This window comes from Pseudoalteromonas phenolica, assembly GCF_044788725.1.
Lineage (GTDB): Bacteria > Pseudomonadota > Gammaproteobacteria > Enterobacterales > Alteromonadaceae > Pseudoalteromonas > Pseudoalteromonas phenolica_C.
The window spans coordinates 3,360,202-3,377,093 of the sequence record NZ_CP173161.1 but is presented as its reverse complement, the minus strand read 5'-3'; the positions used below and the strand labels follow the sequence as shown (position 1 = coordinate 3,377,093).

Below are 16,892 nucleotides of genomic sequence, written 5' to 3'. Positions count from 1 at the left end.
TTGAAGGATTTGCAAAGACTAGACAGGAAACTAGCATGATTGAAGAACTAATCGACTTTATAAACAACGAATTACTTGAAGGTGCGGCACCTGATTTAGATCAGCACACACCGCTTTTAGAGCTAGGTATTTTAAATTCACTGTCGATGGTGAGATTACTTGCGCATGTAGATCAGCGCTATGGTGCCAAGATCCCTGAGCACGATATTACCCCTGTGCATTTTGAGAATATAGAAACACTAGCAGCGCTTATTAACACCTTAAGCGCAAAAGATGAGATGCAGGCTGAGCAATCGGTATCTGAGCTAGAGCGCCTTGTGAAATTACAAGAAAGCTATGGCATTCAGAGTGAGCTGGTGGATGCAGGTGAAGGCTTTAAGCAGCACGTATTACGAGTTAAAGGCGATGGCCCTTTATGGATTTTACTGCCTGCACTTGGCAACCCTTCAACATCTTGGTCTTCAACGCTGCGTTCAGTACAAGGTCGTCACAATGCCGTGGCGCTTGATTTAGCGGGTTTTGGCTTGAGCCAAAGTGCCAATGAAGCGCCATCTTATGTTGATCATGTTGAGTTTACATTGCAATACCTTGCAACGCTTGAAGAGCAAGAATGGGTGCTGGTGGCAAACTCTGCAGGCAGCATGATCGCAACTGAGATTGCCCGTCGTTTCCCTGAGAAAGTAAAAGCCCTGGTTTGTAGTGGCTTTGGTTTAGTTGAAGACGTCGAAAACTGGTGGGGCGATTTAAAGAAAATGTCGTCAAACCCAGAGCAATTCTTAGCAGCCGCTTATTACCACCCACCAAAGATGACGCCAGCCTTAGAGTCATTACTTGATGATGTGCTGTCTCGCCCTGCCTATCACAGCTTCTTAGATGACTATGCGCGTCAGTCTATTGCGAAAACCTTTGATGGGGTGATGGTACCCACTTTATTTGTTGCAGGTAATCACGACCAAATTATTCCACCAGAATGGAGTGAAAAAGCCGCTGAGTTACTTGATAACGCCAGTGTTACTCGCCTTTCTCGCTGTGGTCACTTCTCGGCTTCTGAACGCCCAGAAGAGTTTGTTTGGGTAGTGGAAGATTTCTTAAAAAGGGAAGCAATGTAATGGATCAGTTTAAAAGTTACGACGTCGTTATTATTGGCAGTGGCCCAGCAGGCAGCTTATGCGGCATAGAGTGTCGCAAAAAAGGCTTATCGGTTTTATGTATTGAAAAAGATGAGTTTCCGCGTTTTCACATTGGCGAATCACTAACTGGTAACGCAGGGCAGATCATTCGCGATCTTGGTTTGGCTGATGAAATGGATGCCGCAGGTTTCCCAGATAAACCGGGTGTGAACGTGATTGGTTCACTGTCAAAGAATGAGTTCTTTATCCCTATCTTAGCGCCGACTTGGCAGGTACGCCGTAGCGGCTTCGACAACATGTTAAAGCGAAAAGCCCTAGAGCATGGCGTTGAATATCAGCAAGGCTTAGTTAAAGACGTGATCAAGCATGAAGAAAAAGTGGTTGGCGCGATTTATAAAGCCGATGGCGTTGAGTATCAAGTACGCTCAAAGGTACTGGTAGATGCCAGTGGTCAAAATACCTTTTTATCGCGTAAGGGCATTGCAGGAAAACGTGAAATTGAGTTCTTTTCACAACAAATTGCTTCTTTTGCACATTATAAAAATGTTGAGCGTGACTTACCGCCTTTCTCAACAAATACCACCATTTTATATTCAAAGCAGTATCACTGGTCGTGGATCATTCCAATCTCGCCAGACACAGATAGTCTAGGTATAGTGATCCCGAAAGACTTGTACTACAAAGAATGTAAAAACCCAGATGATGCCATCGAATGGGGTATGGAGCATATCAGCCCTGAGATCAGACGCCGTTTCAAAAACGCAGAGCGCGTAGGTGAGTCGCAATCTATGGCAGACTTCTCTTACCGTATTGAACCGTTTGTAGGTGATGGTTGGTTATGTATCGGTGACGCGCATCGATTCTTAGATCCAATTTTCTCTTATGGCGTGTCATTCGCCATGAAAGAGGGCATTAAAGCTGCCGATGCCATTAAACGTGCCATCGATGGTAACGATTGGAAAACGCCTTTCTACGAATACCGCGATTGGAGTAATGGCGGTCAGCAAATTGCTGCAGATCTTATTCGTTACTTCTGGATCTACCCAATTTTCTTTGGCTATCAAATGCAAAACCCTGATTTACGAGATGAAGTCATCCGTTTATTAGGTGGCTGTTGCTTTGATTGTGAAGGATGGAAAGCCCCGACCATCTTTAGAAATGCCATTGAAGAATACGACCGCAAACAAATGGCTGGTTGAGGATAGATCATGAACTTTGCGTGGAATGAGGATCAGCTCGCATTACATGAGCACGCCTTGAGCTTTGCACGAGATCTCGACTTTTCGAAGATCTCTGCAGGCGAGTTTCCAATGGAAGCTTGGCGATCACTGGGTGAGTTTGGCTATTACGGTTTACCCGTAGATAGCCGCTACTCGCCTTGTGGCAGTGGTTTTGACATTTTAACCACAGTTAAAATTTTAGAGGGTCTTGGTCAAGGTTGTGCAGATACCGGCATTTTATTTGCCGGTGCTGCACACACCTTTGCTTGCGTTATGCCGATTTATGAACATGGCAGTGAAACACTTAAACATGAATTATTACCTGCACTAACCAGTGGTGAGAAAATTGCGGCAAATGCCATTTCTGAAGCTGAAGCAGGCTCAGATATAGGCAAATTAACCACCAAGGCAACCAGAGAGGGTGACTACTACATCATCAATGGCGCTAAGTCTTATGTGACTAATGGCAGTGTGGCCGACTACTTTGTTCTCTATGCGACCACCAACCCTAAGTTTGGCTACTTAGGACAAACGGCCTTTGTTGTGCCTGCTGATTTACCTGGCATTGAAGTAGGAAAAAGCTACAAAAAGTTAGGGCTAGATTCGGCGCAGCTCAACCAAGTGTTTTTTGACGAGGTAAAAGTGCATAAGGACTATGTACTGGGCAGTGAAGGGCAAGGCGCACGTATTTTTGCCGCCTCTATGGATTGGGAGCGCTGTTGCTTATTTGCGTTGTTCGTTGGTGTGATGCAGAACGATTTAGAGCGCTGCATTGAGTTTGCGAATACCCGCAAGCAGGGCGATAAAACCATCAGCAAATTTCAGGCAGTGTCACATCGTATTGCTGATATGGAAGTACGTTTACAAAGTGCGCGCTTACTACTGTATTTCGCGGCTTGGCAAAAGTCGCAAGATGTTGATAACACGAAAGCAGTGGCATCAAGTAAATTAGCCATCAGCGAGGCGTTTGTGCAATCGGGTATTGACGCCATTCGTATTCATGGCGCGGCCGGTTACTTACAAGAAAGCGGCATAGATAGCAGCATTCGTGATGCTCTAGGGTCGGTGTTGTTCTCAGGTACGTCTGATATACAACGAGAACTCATCTGCAATAGGTTGGGCCTACTATGAAGTTGCTCAATCAAGTATTAACTCAAGGCTTAGTGCGCGCTGGTGAGCAAGCCCTGGCGGTGAGCGATAGCACAGAGTCGTATAGTTATGGTGAATTACAACTTAGGGCGACTCAAATTGCAGTACTGCTGCAAAAAATCGGCGTTAAAGCGGGTGACAGAGTAGGGCTTTGGTGTGATAAGTCATGTCGAGCACTGGCTGGTATGTTGGCGGTGAGTAAACTCAATGCCGTTTATGTACCAATCGATCCAATGAATCCGAAAGTGCGTGTGGATATTATTCGTCAAGACTGCGACATGAAGGTATTGATCACCAATAAAGCTAAGTTTAGTCAATATCAGCGCGGTGATAATGCTTTATGCGACTTTGTGGTATTAGACGAAGATGCGCTAATAAGCTCAGTATTGCATGTACACACGTGGCAACATATTACTGCTCAGCAACCAAGCCAGCTTAACTTACCAAAGCAGGGTAAAAGCACAGATCTGGCTTATATGCTGTACACATCTGGCTCAACTGGCGTACCAAAAGGGGTCAAAATCAGTCATGAAAATGCTCTTGCCTTTATTGAGTGGTCCGCGAATAAACTCAATGCAACAGTGCAAGATCGTTTTGCCAATCATGCCCCTTGGCATTTTGATTTATCAGTGCTGGATATTTATGTGGCTTTGTTATCAGGTGCAAGTGTTCATTTGGTATCTGAAATCGACAGCTATGTGGCACAAAAATTAGTGTCATTTGTCGCCCAAAAGCAGATCAGTATTTGGTATTCAGTGCCGACCGCATTGGTGATGATGCTAGAAGCTGAGGCGGACTTTACGGAGCGTTGCCAGCAGCTGAGAGCCATTATTTTTGCCGGTGAAGCTTTTGCGATTAAACCGCTGAAACAACTTCGTGAAGCGTTTCCCAATGCAGAGCTTTACAACTTTTATGGCCCGACTGAAACCAATGTCTGTAGTTACTACAAAGTCCCTCGGATAGTACCAGACAAGCTGCCTATAGGTTACCCAGCCAGCAATGCTTTGCTATCAATTTGTGATGAACAAGGTAAAGCACTGCCTGTGGGCGAGCAAGGCTTTGTTACTGTAATTGGCCCGACTGTTTTCAGCGGTTATTGGGGGCGCGCAAATCTGCAATCAGAAGCTTATAACACAGGTGATATCGGCTATTTCAATGAGTTGGGAGAGTTGATGTATGTCGGTCGCCAAGATCATATGGTGAAAGTGAATGGTTATCGAGTTCATCTTGGTGAAGTTGAACGCGCTATTTACCAGCACCCAGCAGTGAAAGAGTGTTTAGTTGAGCTCAGCAGCCAAAAAACACTCCATGCGCATATTGCCGTTGAGGGCGATGCGCCGTCTTTATTAACGCTAAAAATTCACTGTGCCAAACGTTTACCTAAATACATGTTGCCAGAGCAGGTGATAGTGCACGATGCACTGCCTCGTAATCGCAACGGAAAATTATCGCGTCAATGCTTATCTGGGTTGTCTGCTCAATCGTGATCTGAAAATAACACCCAGATCACGATGAGCTAGGCGTAACACGTTTGCTCCGGCAAACACCTCCTAGTTAAACAAGGAATGAAAAATGAGAAAAAAAATCGCAGTCATCGGTGCTGGTTTATCAGGCATTGCCGCCATCAAACAGCTTACAGACGGGGGCCATGAGGTCGTCTGTTTTGAAAAAGCAGAAAGCTTTGGTGGTGTATTTGCCGATAAAAAAATCTATGAAGATTTGCACCTAACCATTTCTAATTATTTTATGGCGTATTCAGATTATGTGCCGAGTCAGCAAAAGCTGAAGTTCTGGTCTAAAAAAGAATACGTTAACTACTTAGGCGAATATCTTGCCCGCTTCGAATTAGGTCAATACATTCATTACGATCACGAAGTACGAAAGGTAGAAAAGCAAGCGGGTAAATGGCAGGTCACAACAAAACATGGCATGGCTGAACAAACTGACACCTTTGACATGGTTGCCGTTTGCTCGGGTCATTTCCAAAAGCCAAAGCTGCCTGAGCTTGCTGGTTTAGATATGTTCGAGGGCGAAATTGAACACTCGAATGATTACCGTGACAAGCACAAATATGCGGGTAAACGTGTGTTATGTGTCGGTTTGGGTGAAAGTAGTGCCGACATTACTTCTGAGATTTCAGAAGTTGCGAGTAAATGTATCTTATCGCTGCGCCGTTACCCAGCGGTGGCACCACGCTATATGGCGTTCCAAGAAGATCCTTACTTCACCATAGATACCAGCTGGTTAACATCACGCATCGTGAACAAATTACCACATCGTTATCATGGTGGGATCACCAAAGGCATTTTCAATAAGTATGTGAATAGCCGGAACGATCATGTGCGGATCAGAGGTGAGTGGCTGAAAAAATCTGGCCCTTCTCACCATCAGGCCGTCACTAAAAATGAGCGACTATTCAGGCCAATCGCCGATGGCAAAGTAGTGCCTAACATTGGTGGCATTGTGCGTTTTGAAAAAAACGCCGTGGTGTTTCAAGATGGCACGCGTGAAGAAATTGATGCCGTGGTATTTTGCACCGGTTATCAACTGAGCTTCCCATTTTTAGATGTCAGCATCAGCAATATGCGTGATTTGTATAAACAAATGTTTATTCCTGAAATGGGTGACTCACTGTCGTTTATCGGTTTTGTTCGCCCGCAACAAGGGGGGATTCCAGTTATTGCTGAAATGCAATGTCGTTACTTATCACAACTGGCCTGTGGCGAAAAATCATTACCACCGCTATCTGAAATGGTAGATATCATTAAATACGACACTGAGCACTGGCAGACGGAGTATAAGATCACCCCACATGTGGCGTCTTTGGTGAACTACTGCCATTACATGGATTCTATGGCAAAGCTGGTCGGCTGCATGCCTGAGATCCCTAGCTTGTTTAAAGATCCATTGTTGCGCGTAAAGCTTTTGCATAACCCGCAGTTTGCAGCGCAATACCGTTTAGATGGCCCAAATAAAATGACGCATACAGCGCGCTCGTTTTTATTAGGCTTTCCAAATATCAGTTCTTGGCCACGCATCATTCATTTTGAATTGGCTTTGATCACTCAAAAACTACTCTCACGTCTGCGCCTTGATGGCTTACGTGAGCTTAGTAAATAGCTGCTCAGGGACGGGAAAACGTTATGATCCGACTAACCGATGAGTGCTTGTGTAATTTAGATGATGGGTTGCAACCACATCGCTTTAATTTAAGTCGTTTAAGCCATTTGCAAAAAATCATTTTAGGCACAGATGGCACAGTAACCCAATTAATCGAAAGTATTGTCGATGAAAAGTTGGTGGTGAATAAATTGTTTGAAGCCGATGTTGATAGCGACACGATCGCCACAACCTCGAGTGAACAACAAGCTGAAACACATTGCCAAAGGCGGGTTATTTTATTGCAAGGCGAGACCTCAGGCTTGCCTTACCTATACGCCGACTCCTTGGTTTATCACGGTAACATGAACGTGAATTTTTCTCGCGCCCTGACTCATTCTCAGATCCCCATCGGCAAAGCTTGGGAAAAGTTTCAGGTAGAAACTTATAAAACCTTGCTGTCATGGGGATTTGAATATGCCAATGAGCTAGCACCTCACTTTGCGATTTCAAGCCATGATTTGGTGTTGTATCGCACCTATTTGGTGTTCTCTCAGGGCAAAAAGATCTTTCGGATCACCGAAAAGTTTCCTTTCGTTTGGTATCTGCAATCAGAGCAATTCACAGCGAGTGCAGCGACCACTGCAACGCCAACTTTAGTCAGCGGAATTTGAGCAATGAAAAATACAGACAGCGTCGTGGCGCAACCACACATCAATTTAGACATTAACAAACTGACTCCGAGTATTCCTCACATCCCATTTAACAGCGAAGACGGGCAGCTGTTTTTTTGGGGTGAGGATTACCACCTAATTATCGAGTCTCTATCAAAGAAGTACGGAGATATCTACTCGGTTGAAACAGCCAAGGGCAATTTGGTGGTATTAAACGGCTATCAATACATCAAAGAAGCATTGGTCACACAGAATGATGTGTTTAATGTACGCGCCGACTATAAAATTCTGCAAGTGGCACCACAAAAGCACTTTTTAGAGTTAGAAGCTGGCGAGCCTTGGCAGGTGCACCGTAAAGTATTTGCCCATGCCATGCGCGAATATTTTGCTACGCGCTGGGATAACATTGAGCAATGGATGACCACTGAAATTGAGGATATCGCAGCTGTATGGCAAGCCGATGAGGGCAAGCCATTTGACCCTAATCGCGAAGTGTCAATTAAGCTTGCTAGCTTTTTACATAAGGTCATGTTTGATGATCGCTTTGGTGAGTTTGAAAAAGGCCTGTTTGACGAGAAAAGCTTAAGTTGGTTACCAAATGGCTTTATTAATAGCACGCGTTACGAGTTGATGCCTACTGAGCTGCAAGAGAAATATTACGCTCAGTATGGTGATGCGATTGAAAAGTTTAGCGGTAACTTGAACGCCCTTGATCAATACGTATCATTTAATGTTGACCGTCGTAAAGCCGATTATAAACCGGGCGAGTATCGTGATTTATGTGATTATTTGTTTGCTGCAAATGACAGTGTCGATGAGCAAACGAAAGCTGCTTTAAACATTGATGAAAAAGAAATTGTCATCGGTTCACTGACTCAAGTCGCGGGAGCTGGTGGCGGTGTTGGTGCATTTGCCATGCGCTGGGCCTTGTTATACTTGGCCGCTTTTCCAAAACAGCAGCAGCGTGTACAAAAAGAACTCGATGAAGTGGTGGGTAAAAACGCGGTGCCATTGAATAAGCACAAAGCGGATCTGCCTTATACACAGGCGTTTATCAGTGAGGTATTGCGCCATTGTTCAATTACATCTATGCCAGCGGCAAACTATGCAACCAGCAAAGACACGCTATTAGACGGTTATTTTCTTGCCGAAGGCACGCCATTGGTGATTAATAATTACAGTATTACCCGTGATGAAACGCTGTGGGAAAACCCGCATGAATTTATGCCTGAGCGCTTTTTAGATGAAGATGGCGAGTTGAGCAAAAAGCAATTGGGTAAGGCTTTCCCATTTGGTTTAGGACAGCGCCGCTGCTTGGGTGAACATTTTGGTAAGTACATCATTCATACCTTGTTTGCTCAGTTAGCGCATAAGTTTGAATTTAGTCTACCTGTAGGGAAGAAAGCCAATCTTAAAGCGATTTCAGGGGTATTCTTAGTGCCTGAAGAAGTCGAAATCGTGGCTAAATCGCGCAACACCTAATTCATTTTATACGCACACATAAAAGGCCGTGTACTTGAAAAGTACGCGGCCTTTTTTTATATAAGTTAAGTTTTTATTTTATATTTAACATTTTTGTAACTTTGAGTTTTTATTCTATTCTAAGTAATTGATGTTTTTACTTAAGGAAAGAATATGAACAATAATAAATGGCTTTTTGCCCCGCTACTGCTGAGCGCTGCCTCGGCTTTTGCACTACCACAGTGCCCGCAACCACATTTGATGGAGCAGCGTTTTGAAGCGCCCAGCTTTGAAACCGGCAAATATAAAAACTGGTCAAATCGTTTTATTACTTGGTTGCCAAGCTTTCATATGATCCATGATGAAATTGTCGCGGTAGGTAAGCCCGTTACAGTAACTGCTAAGTTTGATTACGGCAGTGTGGCACATAAAGACTTAGAGTTTGAAACAGTGAAGTTTTATATTCGTGGTCAAAATGATGCACAGTGGCAATATGTATCGACAGCGACCACAAACAGCGATGGTAAAGCGACTTTATCTTTACCAGGCATGTCTGCAGGACAATACCGTATTTACGCGGGCGTGCCAGCTGATGGCACAGGCACAGAAGGTTTCTTAACGGTCGTAGAGCCAAATACCGAAGCGGTATTATTCGATATTGATGGCACATTAACAGAGTCTGATGCCGAGCAAATTGGTGATTACACAGGCATAGATTATGCTGATGCAAAGGACGAAGCTTATACCTTAGCGCGAAGCTATTTGGATTTAGGTTATCAGCCTATTTATCTGACCGCGCGTGTTTATTGGTATGCCAAAGGTACACGTAAATGGTTATCTTGGATGGGCTTGCCTCAAGGTTATCTGCGCACATCGTTGAGTAATGAAACCAGCTTATTCCGTACTGCTGAGTACAAAACAGAGCAGATTAATAAGCTTGAAGCGAATGGCATTAAAATTGTGCGTGCCTATGGCAATGCAAAAACGGATGCTGAAGCATTTATCAAATCTGGGTTGAGTGCATCTCAAAGCTTTACCATAGGTAAAGATGCGGGTCATTACGGCACAACGCCGATTTTAAATAACAGTTACGCCGATCATATTGCGACTCACGTCAGTAACTTCCCGAACGCGAATTGCCAGTAATTTATTTACTCTCTCCAGCCCTGAGTCCCCCAACCGCTTAGGGCTGTTATCAAAAGTTTCACTTATTCTCTTTAAACTTTTATTAACATAGTTGTAACTTTAAAGTTTTAACTCTACTATGCGCATGATTTTTATTGGCTTAAGGAAATGAGCTGTAAAAAGCTTATTAAGCCCGTTCTATAAGGAAAATTATGAATATCAAAAAACTGAGTATTGGTCTTGCACTGCTAGGTGCGACGTCAGCAAGTGCATTCACGCAACTAGGTGGCGGTGGCATCATGCCAATGGGTCACGAATGGCTCACACGTACCGCGGCGCTGGAGTTATTAGACCAAGAGCACATCATTCAAACTGATCCCAATGATCCTCGATATCACTGGCAGCAAGGGCTGGCGAAGCGCACAGACTTAACTGCAGCGTATGATGAAGTGCAGCGTATACAAGCTAAAAGCAATAACAATTCGAGTTACCAGCCTAAGTATGACGATATCTATGCAGCCATTGTGGGCGAACGCTGGGTGGACATTGCTGGGTTTAATGTGACGAATGCCAGTACGGATCCGACTGGGCCAAACTGCTTTAGTGCGATTTCGCAAGAACCTGCCGATCTTCAACAAGATCACTTTATGCGCCGTTATGATGACATAGGTGGTCAAGGTGGTGTAGATGCCGCTTACCGAGGCCAAAAGCGCTTTATTGAACACTTTGTTAATGCCGCAATGGCAGAGCAAAAGCGTATTCAAGTGTGGGATGGTGGAGGCTATTCAGCTAAAACTGAAGTGGATCATAACTACTTCTTGTTTGGTCGAGCGGTGCACTTATTCCAAGACTCATTTAGCCCGGAGCACACAGTACGTTTACCAGCGGATAACTACGAAAAAGTATGGCAAGTAAAAGCTTATTTATGTTCAGAAGGTGCAGAGCAGCACACGCATGACACCAAAGATGTGCTCGACTTCAGCAGTGGCGATGTGATCTGGCAAGAAAATACTCGCCTTGATTCAGGGTGGAATTCATATTCTGCAAGTAATATGAAGCCTGTTGCGCTGGTGGCCTTAGAAGCAAGTAAAGACCTATGGGCGGCATTTATCCGTACTATGGCCGTAGACAAAAGTGCACGCGAAGCTTATGCAAGGCAAGAAGCACAAACCTTGGTCGACAATTGGTTGTCGTTTGATGAACAAGCGATGCTTGCGTGGTATGACAACCAGCAACATAGAGATCATACTTATGTACTCGCCCCGGGTGAAACTGGAACAGGCAAAACACTTGAAGCCTGTATGGGAGAATTAAATGTCGGCACAACCAATCAAGCTGAGCGTGTTGCGCAATTAGATGCTGAGCGTCGTCAGTGCTTATATAACATTGAAGCAGAACCCGGATACGCAGATCTGTACGATGATTATATGGGAATGCCATATAACTGGCGCTGGAAGTCACTGACTTGGCAAACACCACCAAACGACTGGCAACCGACAAAGCAGCAAGCTGACAGTGGCAAAGCGGTTGTGATCAAGTCTGCTGTAGATGGTAAGGCGCTGTCGGTATCTGCTTTAAATAATAATGAGCGCTTAACTACAGTACAGAATAATCCTGTGGAGTGGTTAAAAGTACCCGCAAGTGAGGGGCGTTACTATTTACGAAGTCGCCAAGCGCCAGCATTATTCTTTAGCTATAGTGGGTCTTCATCAGGGTATGGCAAATTATGGGACTCGCCAAAACAAGCGGAGTACGAGTTCGTTTATCAAGGAGGCGTATGGAATATTATAAATACCTATTGGCAGCAGTATTTTTGGTATAACCAAGATAAGCAGCGTCCACAATTAACCTCTACAGGCAGTGCAGATAAACAGCACTCAAAGTGGATTTTAGAATAACTTTACTCTCCTTTTTTAAAAGATATCTAGTAGGTTTCAAAAGGCACGAATTCAACAGCGTGCCTTTTTTGAGACGAAAGGGACCGTTAGAACTGGCCACTTAACAATAAAGTAAAGCGCGGTGAGCGTTCAAAGCGACGGTCTTCGTACTGTGAAATACCATTTTCAGTAAATAAGCCGGTGTGTCGAGTTCTGATGTTTCTGGTTTTACGGCTTAGCAAACGATCGCCTTTGAGTGTTAATTTTAAGTTTGATGGCAATTTATAGTTTATTTCCATGCTTGCCCACAACTTGTATTCTAACGTGCTGGTATAGTCGAAGCGAGTAAAAGGCGAAGTGCCTTTATCTTGCAGTGTCATGCTCCAATCAAGGTTTTCGATAGGACCTGTCTGATTGATTTTTACTTGCCATTCGTTATCGCTAAGTCTCGCTATTTTGTTGTCTTGACCTGTAAATGGATCACGCATATTACTGTCTCGCCAAGTATAACTGGCACTGATCATCGTATTTGGTAGGCCAATGACGTCTAAACCAAAATCAGTTTCAAGTTCTACACCATATTCTTTGGCACTGTCGATATTGCCTTCACCTGAGTAGCTCACTAATGGGATCTCAACAATGAGATCAGTGATCTTATGGTAATACGGGGTCAGCGTTAGGCTGCCGGAGGTTGCTTGCCATTGTCGCTCAAAACTTACAGACAACTCGTCTCTGACTTCTGGGCGTAAGTTTGGGTTGGTTTCTTCTAATCGCTGCTCTTCTCGGTTAAAGCGAGGTACGAAGTCATTTAATCTCAATTGGCTCACCGTTCGCTCTAAGTTGGTACGTAATTGAATGACATCATTTAAATCATGGCGCAAGTTAATACGTGGTTTTAAGTAATTAAATGAACGGGTTGAACCACTGGTCGCTTGCTCAAAGGTATCGGTTTGCAAACTAAAATCTGTGGCGACATCCAGTTTTGAATACTCGTAAACCATTGATGCCTGTAGATTCGTTGCTTGAGATATTGAATAGTTATAATGGCTAAAACCTTCATAGCGGGTTTCTTTGATGCCGTTTAGCTCGGTTGAATGATAAATACCATCTTGGTTGTCGATGAATTGTAGATTTTCATCGAGTTTATTAATGGCAAGTTCAACGCCTGAGTCGAAGCTATGTTGCTTGTTGAGTGTGTATTTCCAACTGCCTCTCACGACGCTTTCTGACTCTCTATATAGCCGAGGGAGTTGGTATCCCGCCGAGGTGCTGTCATCGTCATTGATAATGGTCTGCCAAAGTTGATCGTTGGCTTTGCTACGGTTTTCGATAAATAGCAGCTTTAAGCTGTGTTTATCGTTAATTTTATGATTGATGTCTCCGCCAATTTCCCATTCTCTCATTCCCCAATCAAATGTCAGGTCATCTGCTGTTATGGTGTTATCGTCAAGTTGAATGTAAGTTGAGTCAAAATCGCTATCTAGATAGATTTTTTTATACATACTGTTTAGCGTCATAGAGGTGTTGTTGGCGTGCTTGTAACTGAGCTTGTTGCTGAATATATCTTCGCGAAACCAATTTTTACGCACACGCTTGTAGTGTTTGGTGGGTTCATTGTCAGCAGAGCTAAACAGCTCATTGATTTTGACTTTCGTTGGGTAAAGCTGCCTCTCAAAACCAAATCGATACGTTAAATCGCCTTCACCCCCACTTAATACTAAAGAGCCTAGTGGTTTACCTTGCATAGAGTCTGTTTTTGTAACCCCAATATTCCATAGCACAGCGGTGCTGATGTCGTCTTTGAGCATAACATTGATGATTAGACCGTTACTTTGTACATCAAGACCAGATACCGATCCTCTGATCAGCTCAATATAGTCAACATCTTTGGCTTGAATGTTATCAATCTCACTTTTTATGCTATTGCCTTTACCCGATACGCGTTGTCGATTAATTAATATTTGTTCACCTGACGAGCCAAAACCGCGGGTTTCATTGTTGTTATTCATGGCCAATAGTAGGTTATTGGCCCCTGGAATTTTTTCTAAGATATCGCGCAGGTTTTGTGGTGAAAATGGCGTGAAGAAACTCTCGTCGTAGGTATCAATATTACCGGCTGTGTTGCTGCTTACATCATCATTGGCACAGCTTGCTTGGCTGTTAAAAAACAAAGTCAATGCAGTCGCAACCACACTTAATTTTAAAAGACGAGATGTGAAAAGGCGTTTCATGATATTTCCCTCAATGGCGTTTGAGTTCATATTAGGAGGCCGAGCCAAGGTAAAATAGGCACAAAAAGTAAAACTCTGAGTAGGATTTTTTTACAAAAGTTTACTTAAGAAAATGTAAGGGCTGGGGTAGGGTAACGCGTGTGTAAAAAGGAGTATCAAACTATGAGCATCAAACCTAAATTGTTAATCGTGGAAGACGAAGCCAGCATTTTACGCGGCTTGACCGACTTATTTATTTTCCACGGTTTTGAGGTCGACAGTGAAATGGATGGCAAACAAGGCTTAGAGACCGCGTTGCAAGGCCATTATCACTGTGTGATTTTAGATGTGATGCTGCCGAGTATGAATGGTTTTGAGATCTGTAATGCACTACGTCAACACTCGCAAAGCCAAGCGATTTTGATGCTGACGGCTAAAAATAGTGAAGAAGATATTATCAATGGCCTGACTTTGGGCGCTGATGATTATTTGGCTAAACCATTTTCGACGTCTGAGCTGGTATTAAGAGTTAAAGCCTTAGTGCGTCGTTCAGGGTGGAACCCCGAAGACAGTAAACTGACTATTTGTGATCAAGTGGAGATCTGCACTCAAAGCTTAACAGGCCAATCGTTCAATCAAACGGTACGCTATACCCGTCGTGAAGTGGAGATCTTAAACTATCTGAGCCAGCAAAAAGCACCGGTTTCACGCTGTGAATTGTTAAGAGAAGTGTGGGGTTACAGATCAACCGATCACATAGATACCCGTACGGTTGATATTCATATTGCCAAGTTACGCAAGAAAATAGAGCCCGATCCCAAGTCGCCAAAATATCTAGTGACTTTACGTGGGGAAGGGTATCAACTATTCGGGCAGGCTAGTTGATGAAAGCCTTCTTAAAACCATCTCCATTACTTAATTATCAACAGCGTTTAAAACGACTGAGAATTTTCACGCTGAGCTTTTTTTTACTGTTGTTCATCCCGGTTTCTTTGGTTTGTGTGTTTGTGTTTCAGCAATTCGAGCAAGAGCAAATTGCTAAATATCAAAAGCATGCAACCAAGCTCAGCGACATCATTAATAAACGGCTATTTAAACAGGCGATTATTACTAACTCGGTTTCTTCGACAGAGTTTGATTATTACCAATACGCCTATAACCCTGAAACTAAAAAAGTGACACGGCATATTTCGCCGCTTGCCGATCCACAAAGCTATCAACGTTATGAAGGTCTGGTAGGTTTCTTTCAGATAGATGCACAAGGGCGTTTTAATAGCCCGATGTGGCCAGATGTTATTGAAGCGGATGATGTTTTCTCGGAACGGGAGGCACAAAAAGAAAGCCTCAAAATGGCACGTGGCTTATACGATGTGGTAATGCGTTCAGGGCAAATAAAAACTCTAATTAACAATGGCTTTATCGTACAACCTGAAAAATATGAAGTGATTGAAGATGTAGCTGATTATTTCATTTTTTATCGTGTGGTGACAGTCAGTGATGAAGTAAAAATGCAGGGCTATGTGCTAGACAAACAGCGTTATTTACTCGGACTCATCATGGACGTGATGACTAATAAGCGTCCGAATGAATTGTTGGCGCTTACAGTCAAAGATAAAAAAGGTATTGCGGCAGATGCATATATTGTCTCGAGGATGCTGAAAAATGGTGACATGGACGTACAATTAAAAGACACTTTATCGACAAAATTGACGCAAGTGCATTTAAGAGAAAGCAATCTGCATTGGCCATTTCCATCATATTGCATTTCTTTTTCAACTAAGGCGTTTAGTACCAGTCGCGTGGCCTTGTATGGACTAGGGTTGATGGGCGTTTTGCTTCTTACCCTTGCGCTTGGTTGTTACGGTTTTTATGCCTTGGGTAAACGTCAGTTAAAGTTAGCCGAGCAGCGTTTGAACTTTGTCTCGTCGGTGAGTCATGAATTAAAAACCCCACTGACATCCATTCGCATGTATTCAGAAATGCTAAAGTCAGGGCAAATTTTATCTGAGCAACATCGCAGCGATTACTATGAGTTTATTTTTAGTGAGAGTGAGCGGTTGTCTCGCCTTATTGATAATATTCTTCAGCTCTCAAAGCTTAGTCAGCCAGCCCATAATGTTGAGCCAAACTGGGTTAAATTGAGTATTTTAAATGATGTTATTCAATCAAAAGTCTCGTCTTTATTGGTAAAGAATGACTTTGCTCTCAATATTAATCAGCCTTTTGAACAGCCAGAAAGCGCTTTGTTATGGGTTGATCTAGATGCCTTTGCGCAGGTGGTGATCAATATTACCGACAACGCGGTGAAGTTTTTTGATCAAGCCAAGATCAATGATGTTGAGAGACAAAAAATCGATTTTAACTTTCATTATTCGAAACAGCAGCCTGAATTTATTCAGTTGCAAATACGTGATTATGGTTTTGGTATTAGTGAAGAGCAGCAAGAAAAGCTATTTGAGTTGTTTTATCGTGGCGGTAATGAATTAACTCGAGCTACTCAAGGTACAGGGATTGGTTTGGCTTTGGTTAAAGAGCTGATCAATGCCCAGCAAGGTGAAGTGAGTGTAGAGCGTGTGTCACCGGGCTTGGCCTTGAATATAAGGTTTAAATTTAAAATGACTGATGCCTAACTGCATATTTTTAGTTGATTTTTTTATCAGTACTTTAACGCGATATGAAATCACTGCTACTGGGAAGTATTTCGGTCATAGCGTGAACATGGTAGCACCGACTTTATGTCGGGTTGTTTTGATATCTCTCCTAACGTTTAACGCGATATGAAATCGCTGCTACCGAGAAGTATTTCGGTCGTAGCGGGAATACGGTAGCACCGACTTTATGTCGGGTTGTTTTGATATCTCTCCTAACGTTTAACGCGATATGAAATCGCTGCTACCGGGAAGTATTTCGGTCGTAGCGGGAATACGCTAGCACCGACTTTATGTCG

12 protein-coding genes are annotated in these 16,892 nt (G+C 43.4%); 11 read left to right on the top strand and 1 reads right to left on the bottom strand.

Going from position 1 to position 16,892, the window contains the following annotated elements:
* Positions 1-35: 35 nt before the first annotated feature.
* From ACH784_RS15265 to ACH784_RS15225, 9 genes are all read left to right on the top strand, one after another.
* A complete protein-coding gene (locus ACH784_RS15265) occupies positions 36-1,109 on the top strand; it encodes an alpha/beta fold hydrolase (protein ID WP_404391632.1) in 1,074 nt (357 codons plus the stop codon).
* Positions 1,109-2,329: an NAD(P)/FAD-dependent oxidoreductase gene (locus ACH784_RS15260; protein ID WP_404391630.1), complete on the top strand. Its 1,221-nt coding sequence runs from the start codon at positions 1,109-1,111 to the stop codon at positions 2,327-2,329. Before ACH784_RS15265 ends, ACH784_RS15260 begins: the two co-directional genes overlap by 1 nt.
* A 9-nt stretch (positions 2,330-2,338) precedes the next feature.
* Complete coding sequence (locus tag ACH784_RS15255; protein WP_404391628.1) at positions 2,339-3,481, top strand: acyl-CoA dehydrogenase family protein; 1,143 nt, start codon at positions 2,339-2,341, stop codon at positions 3,479-3,481.
* Complete coding sequence (locus tag ACH784_RS15250) at positions 3,478-4,986, top strand: amino acid adenylation domain-containing protein (protein WP_404391626.1); 1,509 nt, start codon at positions 3,478-3,480, stop codon at positions 4,984-4,986. The genes ACH784_RS15255 and ACH784_RS15250 overlap by 4 nt, the downstream gene beginning before the upstream one ends.
* A gap of 85 nt (positions 4,987-5,071) precedes the next feature.
* Positions 5,072-6,619: an NAD(P)-binding domain-containing protein gene (locus ACH784_RS15245; RefSeq protein WP_404391624.1), complete on the top strand. Its 1,548-nt coding sequence runs from the start codon at positions 5,072-5,074 to the stop codon at positions 6,617-6,619.
* A gap of 23 nt (positions 6,620-6,642) precedes the next feature.
* Entirely contained in the window at positions 6,643-7,272 is a 630-nt protein-coding gene (locus tag ACH784_RS15240) for a chorismate--pyruvate lyase family protein (RefSeq protein WP_404391622.1), read from the top strand.
* A gap of 3 nt (positions 7,273-7,275) precedes the next feature.
* Positions 7,276-8,754, top strand: coding sequence for a cytochrome P450 (locus ACH784_RS15235; RefSeq protein ID WP_404391620.1), 1,479 nt, complete (start codon positions 7,276-7,278; stop codon positions 8,752-8,754).
* Positions 8,755-8,907: 153 nt separating this feature from the next.
* Positions 8,908-9,879, top strand: coding sequence for a phosphatidylinositol transfer protein (locus tag ACH784_RS15230; protein ID WP_404391618.1), 972 nt, complete (start codon positions 8,908-8,910; stop codon positions 9,877-9,879).
* Between the two features lie 191 nt (positions 9,880-10,070).
* The gene (locus tag ACH784_RS15225) at positions 10,071-11,756 is read left to right on the top strand and encodes a hemolysin D (RefSeq protein WP_404391616.1); all 1,686 of its coding nucleotides are present in this window, start codon (positions 10,071-10,073) and stop codon (positions 11,754-11,756) included.
* 86 nt (positions 11,757-11,842) lie between these two features.
* Here the strand turns inward: ACH784_RS15225 and ACH784_RS15220 are convergent, their stop codons facing one another.
* Positions 11,843-13,966, bottom strand: a complete 2,124-nt coding sequence (locus ACH784_RS15220; protein ID WP_404391614.1) for a TonB-dependent receptor plug domain-containing protein — start codon at positions 13,964-13,966, stop codon at positions 11,843-11,845.
* 162 nt (positions 13,967-14,128) lie between these two features.
* On the opposite strand from ACH784_RS15220, the gene ACH784_RS15215 reads away from it, so the two are divergent.
* Together ACH784_RS15215 and ACH784_RS15210 are read left to right on the top strand one after the other, a co-directional pair.
* Positions 14,129-14,830, top strand: coding sequence for a response regulator transcription factor (locus ACH784_RS15215; RefSeq protein WP_404391612.1), 702 nt, complete (start codon positions 14,129-14,131; stop codon positions 14,828-14,830).
* On the top strand, positions 14,830-16,575 hold the full coding sequence (locus ACH784_RS15210) for a sensor histidine kinase (protein ID WP_404391610.1): 1,746 nt from the start codon (positions 14,830-14,832) through the stop codon (positions 16,573-16,575). Before ACH784_RS15215 ends, ACH784_RS15210 begins: the two co-directional genes overlap by 1 nt.
* The last annotated feature ends 317 nt before the right edge of the window (positions 16,576-16,892 follow it).

What these genes read in the sequence shown, in the direction of transcription:
- ACH784_RS15265 (WP_404391632.1), top strand. Translation starts at nt 36, where the DNA reads ATGATTGAAGAACTAATCGACTTTATAAACAACGAATTACTTGAAGGT.
- ACH784_RS15260 (WP_404391630.1), top strand. Translation starts at nt 1,109, where the DNA reads ATGGATCAGTTTAAAAGTTACGACGTCGTTATTATTGGCAGTGGCCCA.
- ACH784_RS15255 (WP_404391628.1), top strand. Translation starts at nt 2,339, where the DNA reads ATGAACTTTGCGTGGAATGAGGATCAGCTCGCATTACATGAGCACGCC.
- ACH784_RS15250 (WP_404391626.1), top strand. Translation starts at nt 3,478, where the DNA reads ATGAAGTTGCTCAATCAAGTATTAACTCAAGGCTTAGTGCGCGCTGGT.
- ACH784_RS15245 (WP_404391624.1), top strand. Translation starts at nt 5,072, where the DNA reads ATGAGAAAAAAAATCGCAGTCATCGGTGCTGGTTTATCAGGCATTGCC.
- ACH784_RS15240 (WP_404391622.1), top strand. Translation starts at nt 6,643, where the DNA reads ATGATCCGACTAACCGATGAGTGCTTGTGTAATTTAGATGATGGGTTG.
- ACH784_RS15235 (WP_404391620.1), top strand. Translation starts at nt 7,276, where the DNA reads ATGAAAAATACAGACAGCGTCGTGGCGCAACCACACATCAATTTAGAC.
- ACH784_RS15230 (WP_404391618.1), top strand. Translation starts at nt 8,908, where the DNA reads ATGAACAATAATAAATGGCTTTTTGCCCCGCTACTGCTGAGCGCTGCC.
- ACH784_RS15225 (WP_404391616.1), top strand. Translation starts at nt 10,071, where the DNA reads ATGAATATCAAAAAACTGAGTATTGGTCTTGCACTGCTAGGTGCGACG.
- ACH784_RS15220 (WP_404391614.1), bottom strand. Translation starts at nt 13,966, where the DNA reads ATGAAACGCCTTTTCACATCTCGTCTTTTAAAATTAAGTGTGGTTGCG.
- ACH784_RS15215 (WP_404391612.1), top strand. Translation starts at nt 14,129, where the DNA reads ATGAGCATCAAACCTAAATTGTTAATCGTGGAAGACGAAGCCAGCATT.
- ACH784_RS15210 (WP_404391610.1), top strand. Translation starts at nt 14,830, where the DNA reads ATGAAAGCCTTCTTAAAACCATCTCCATTACTTAATTATCAACAGCGT.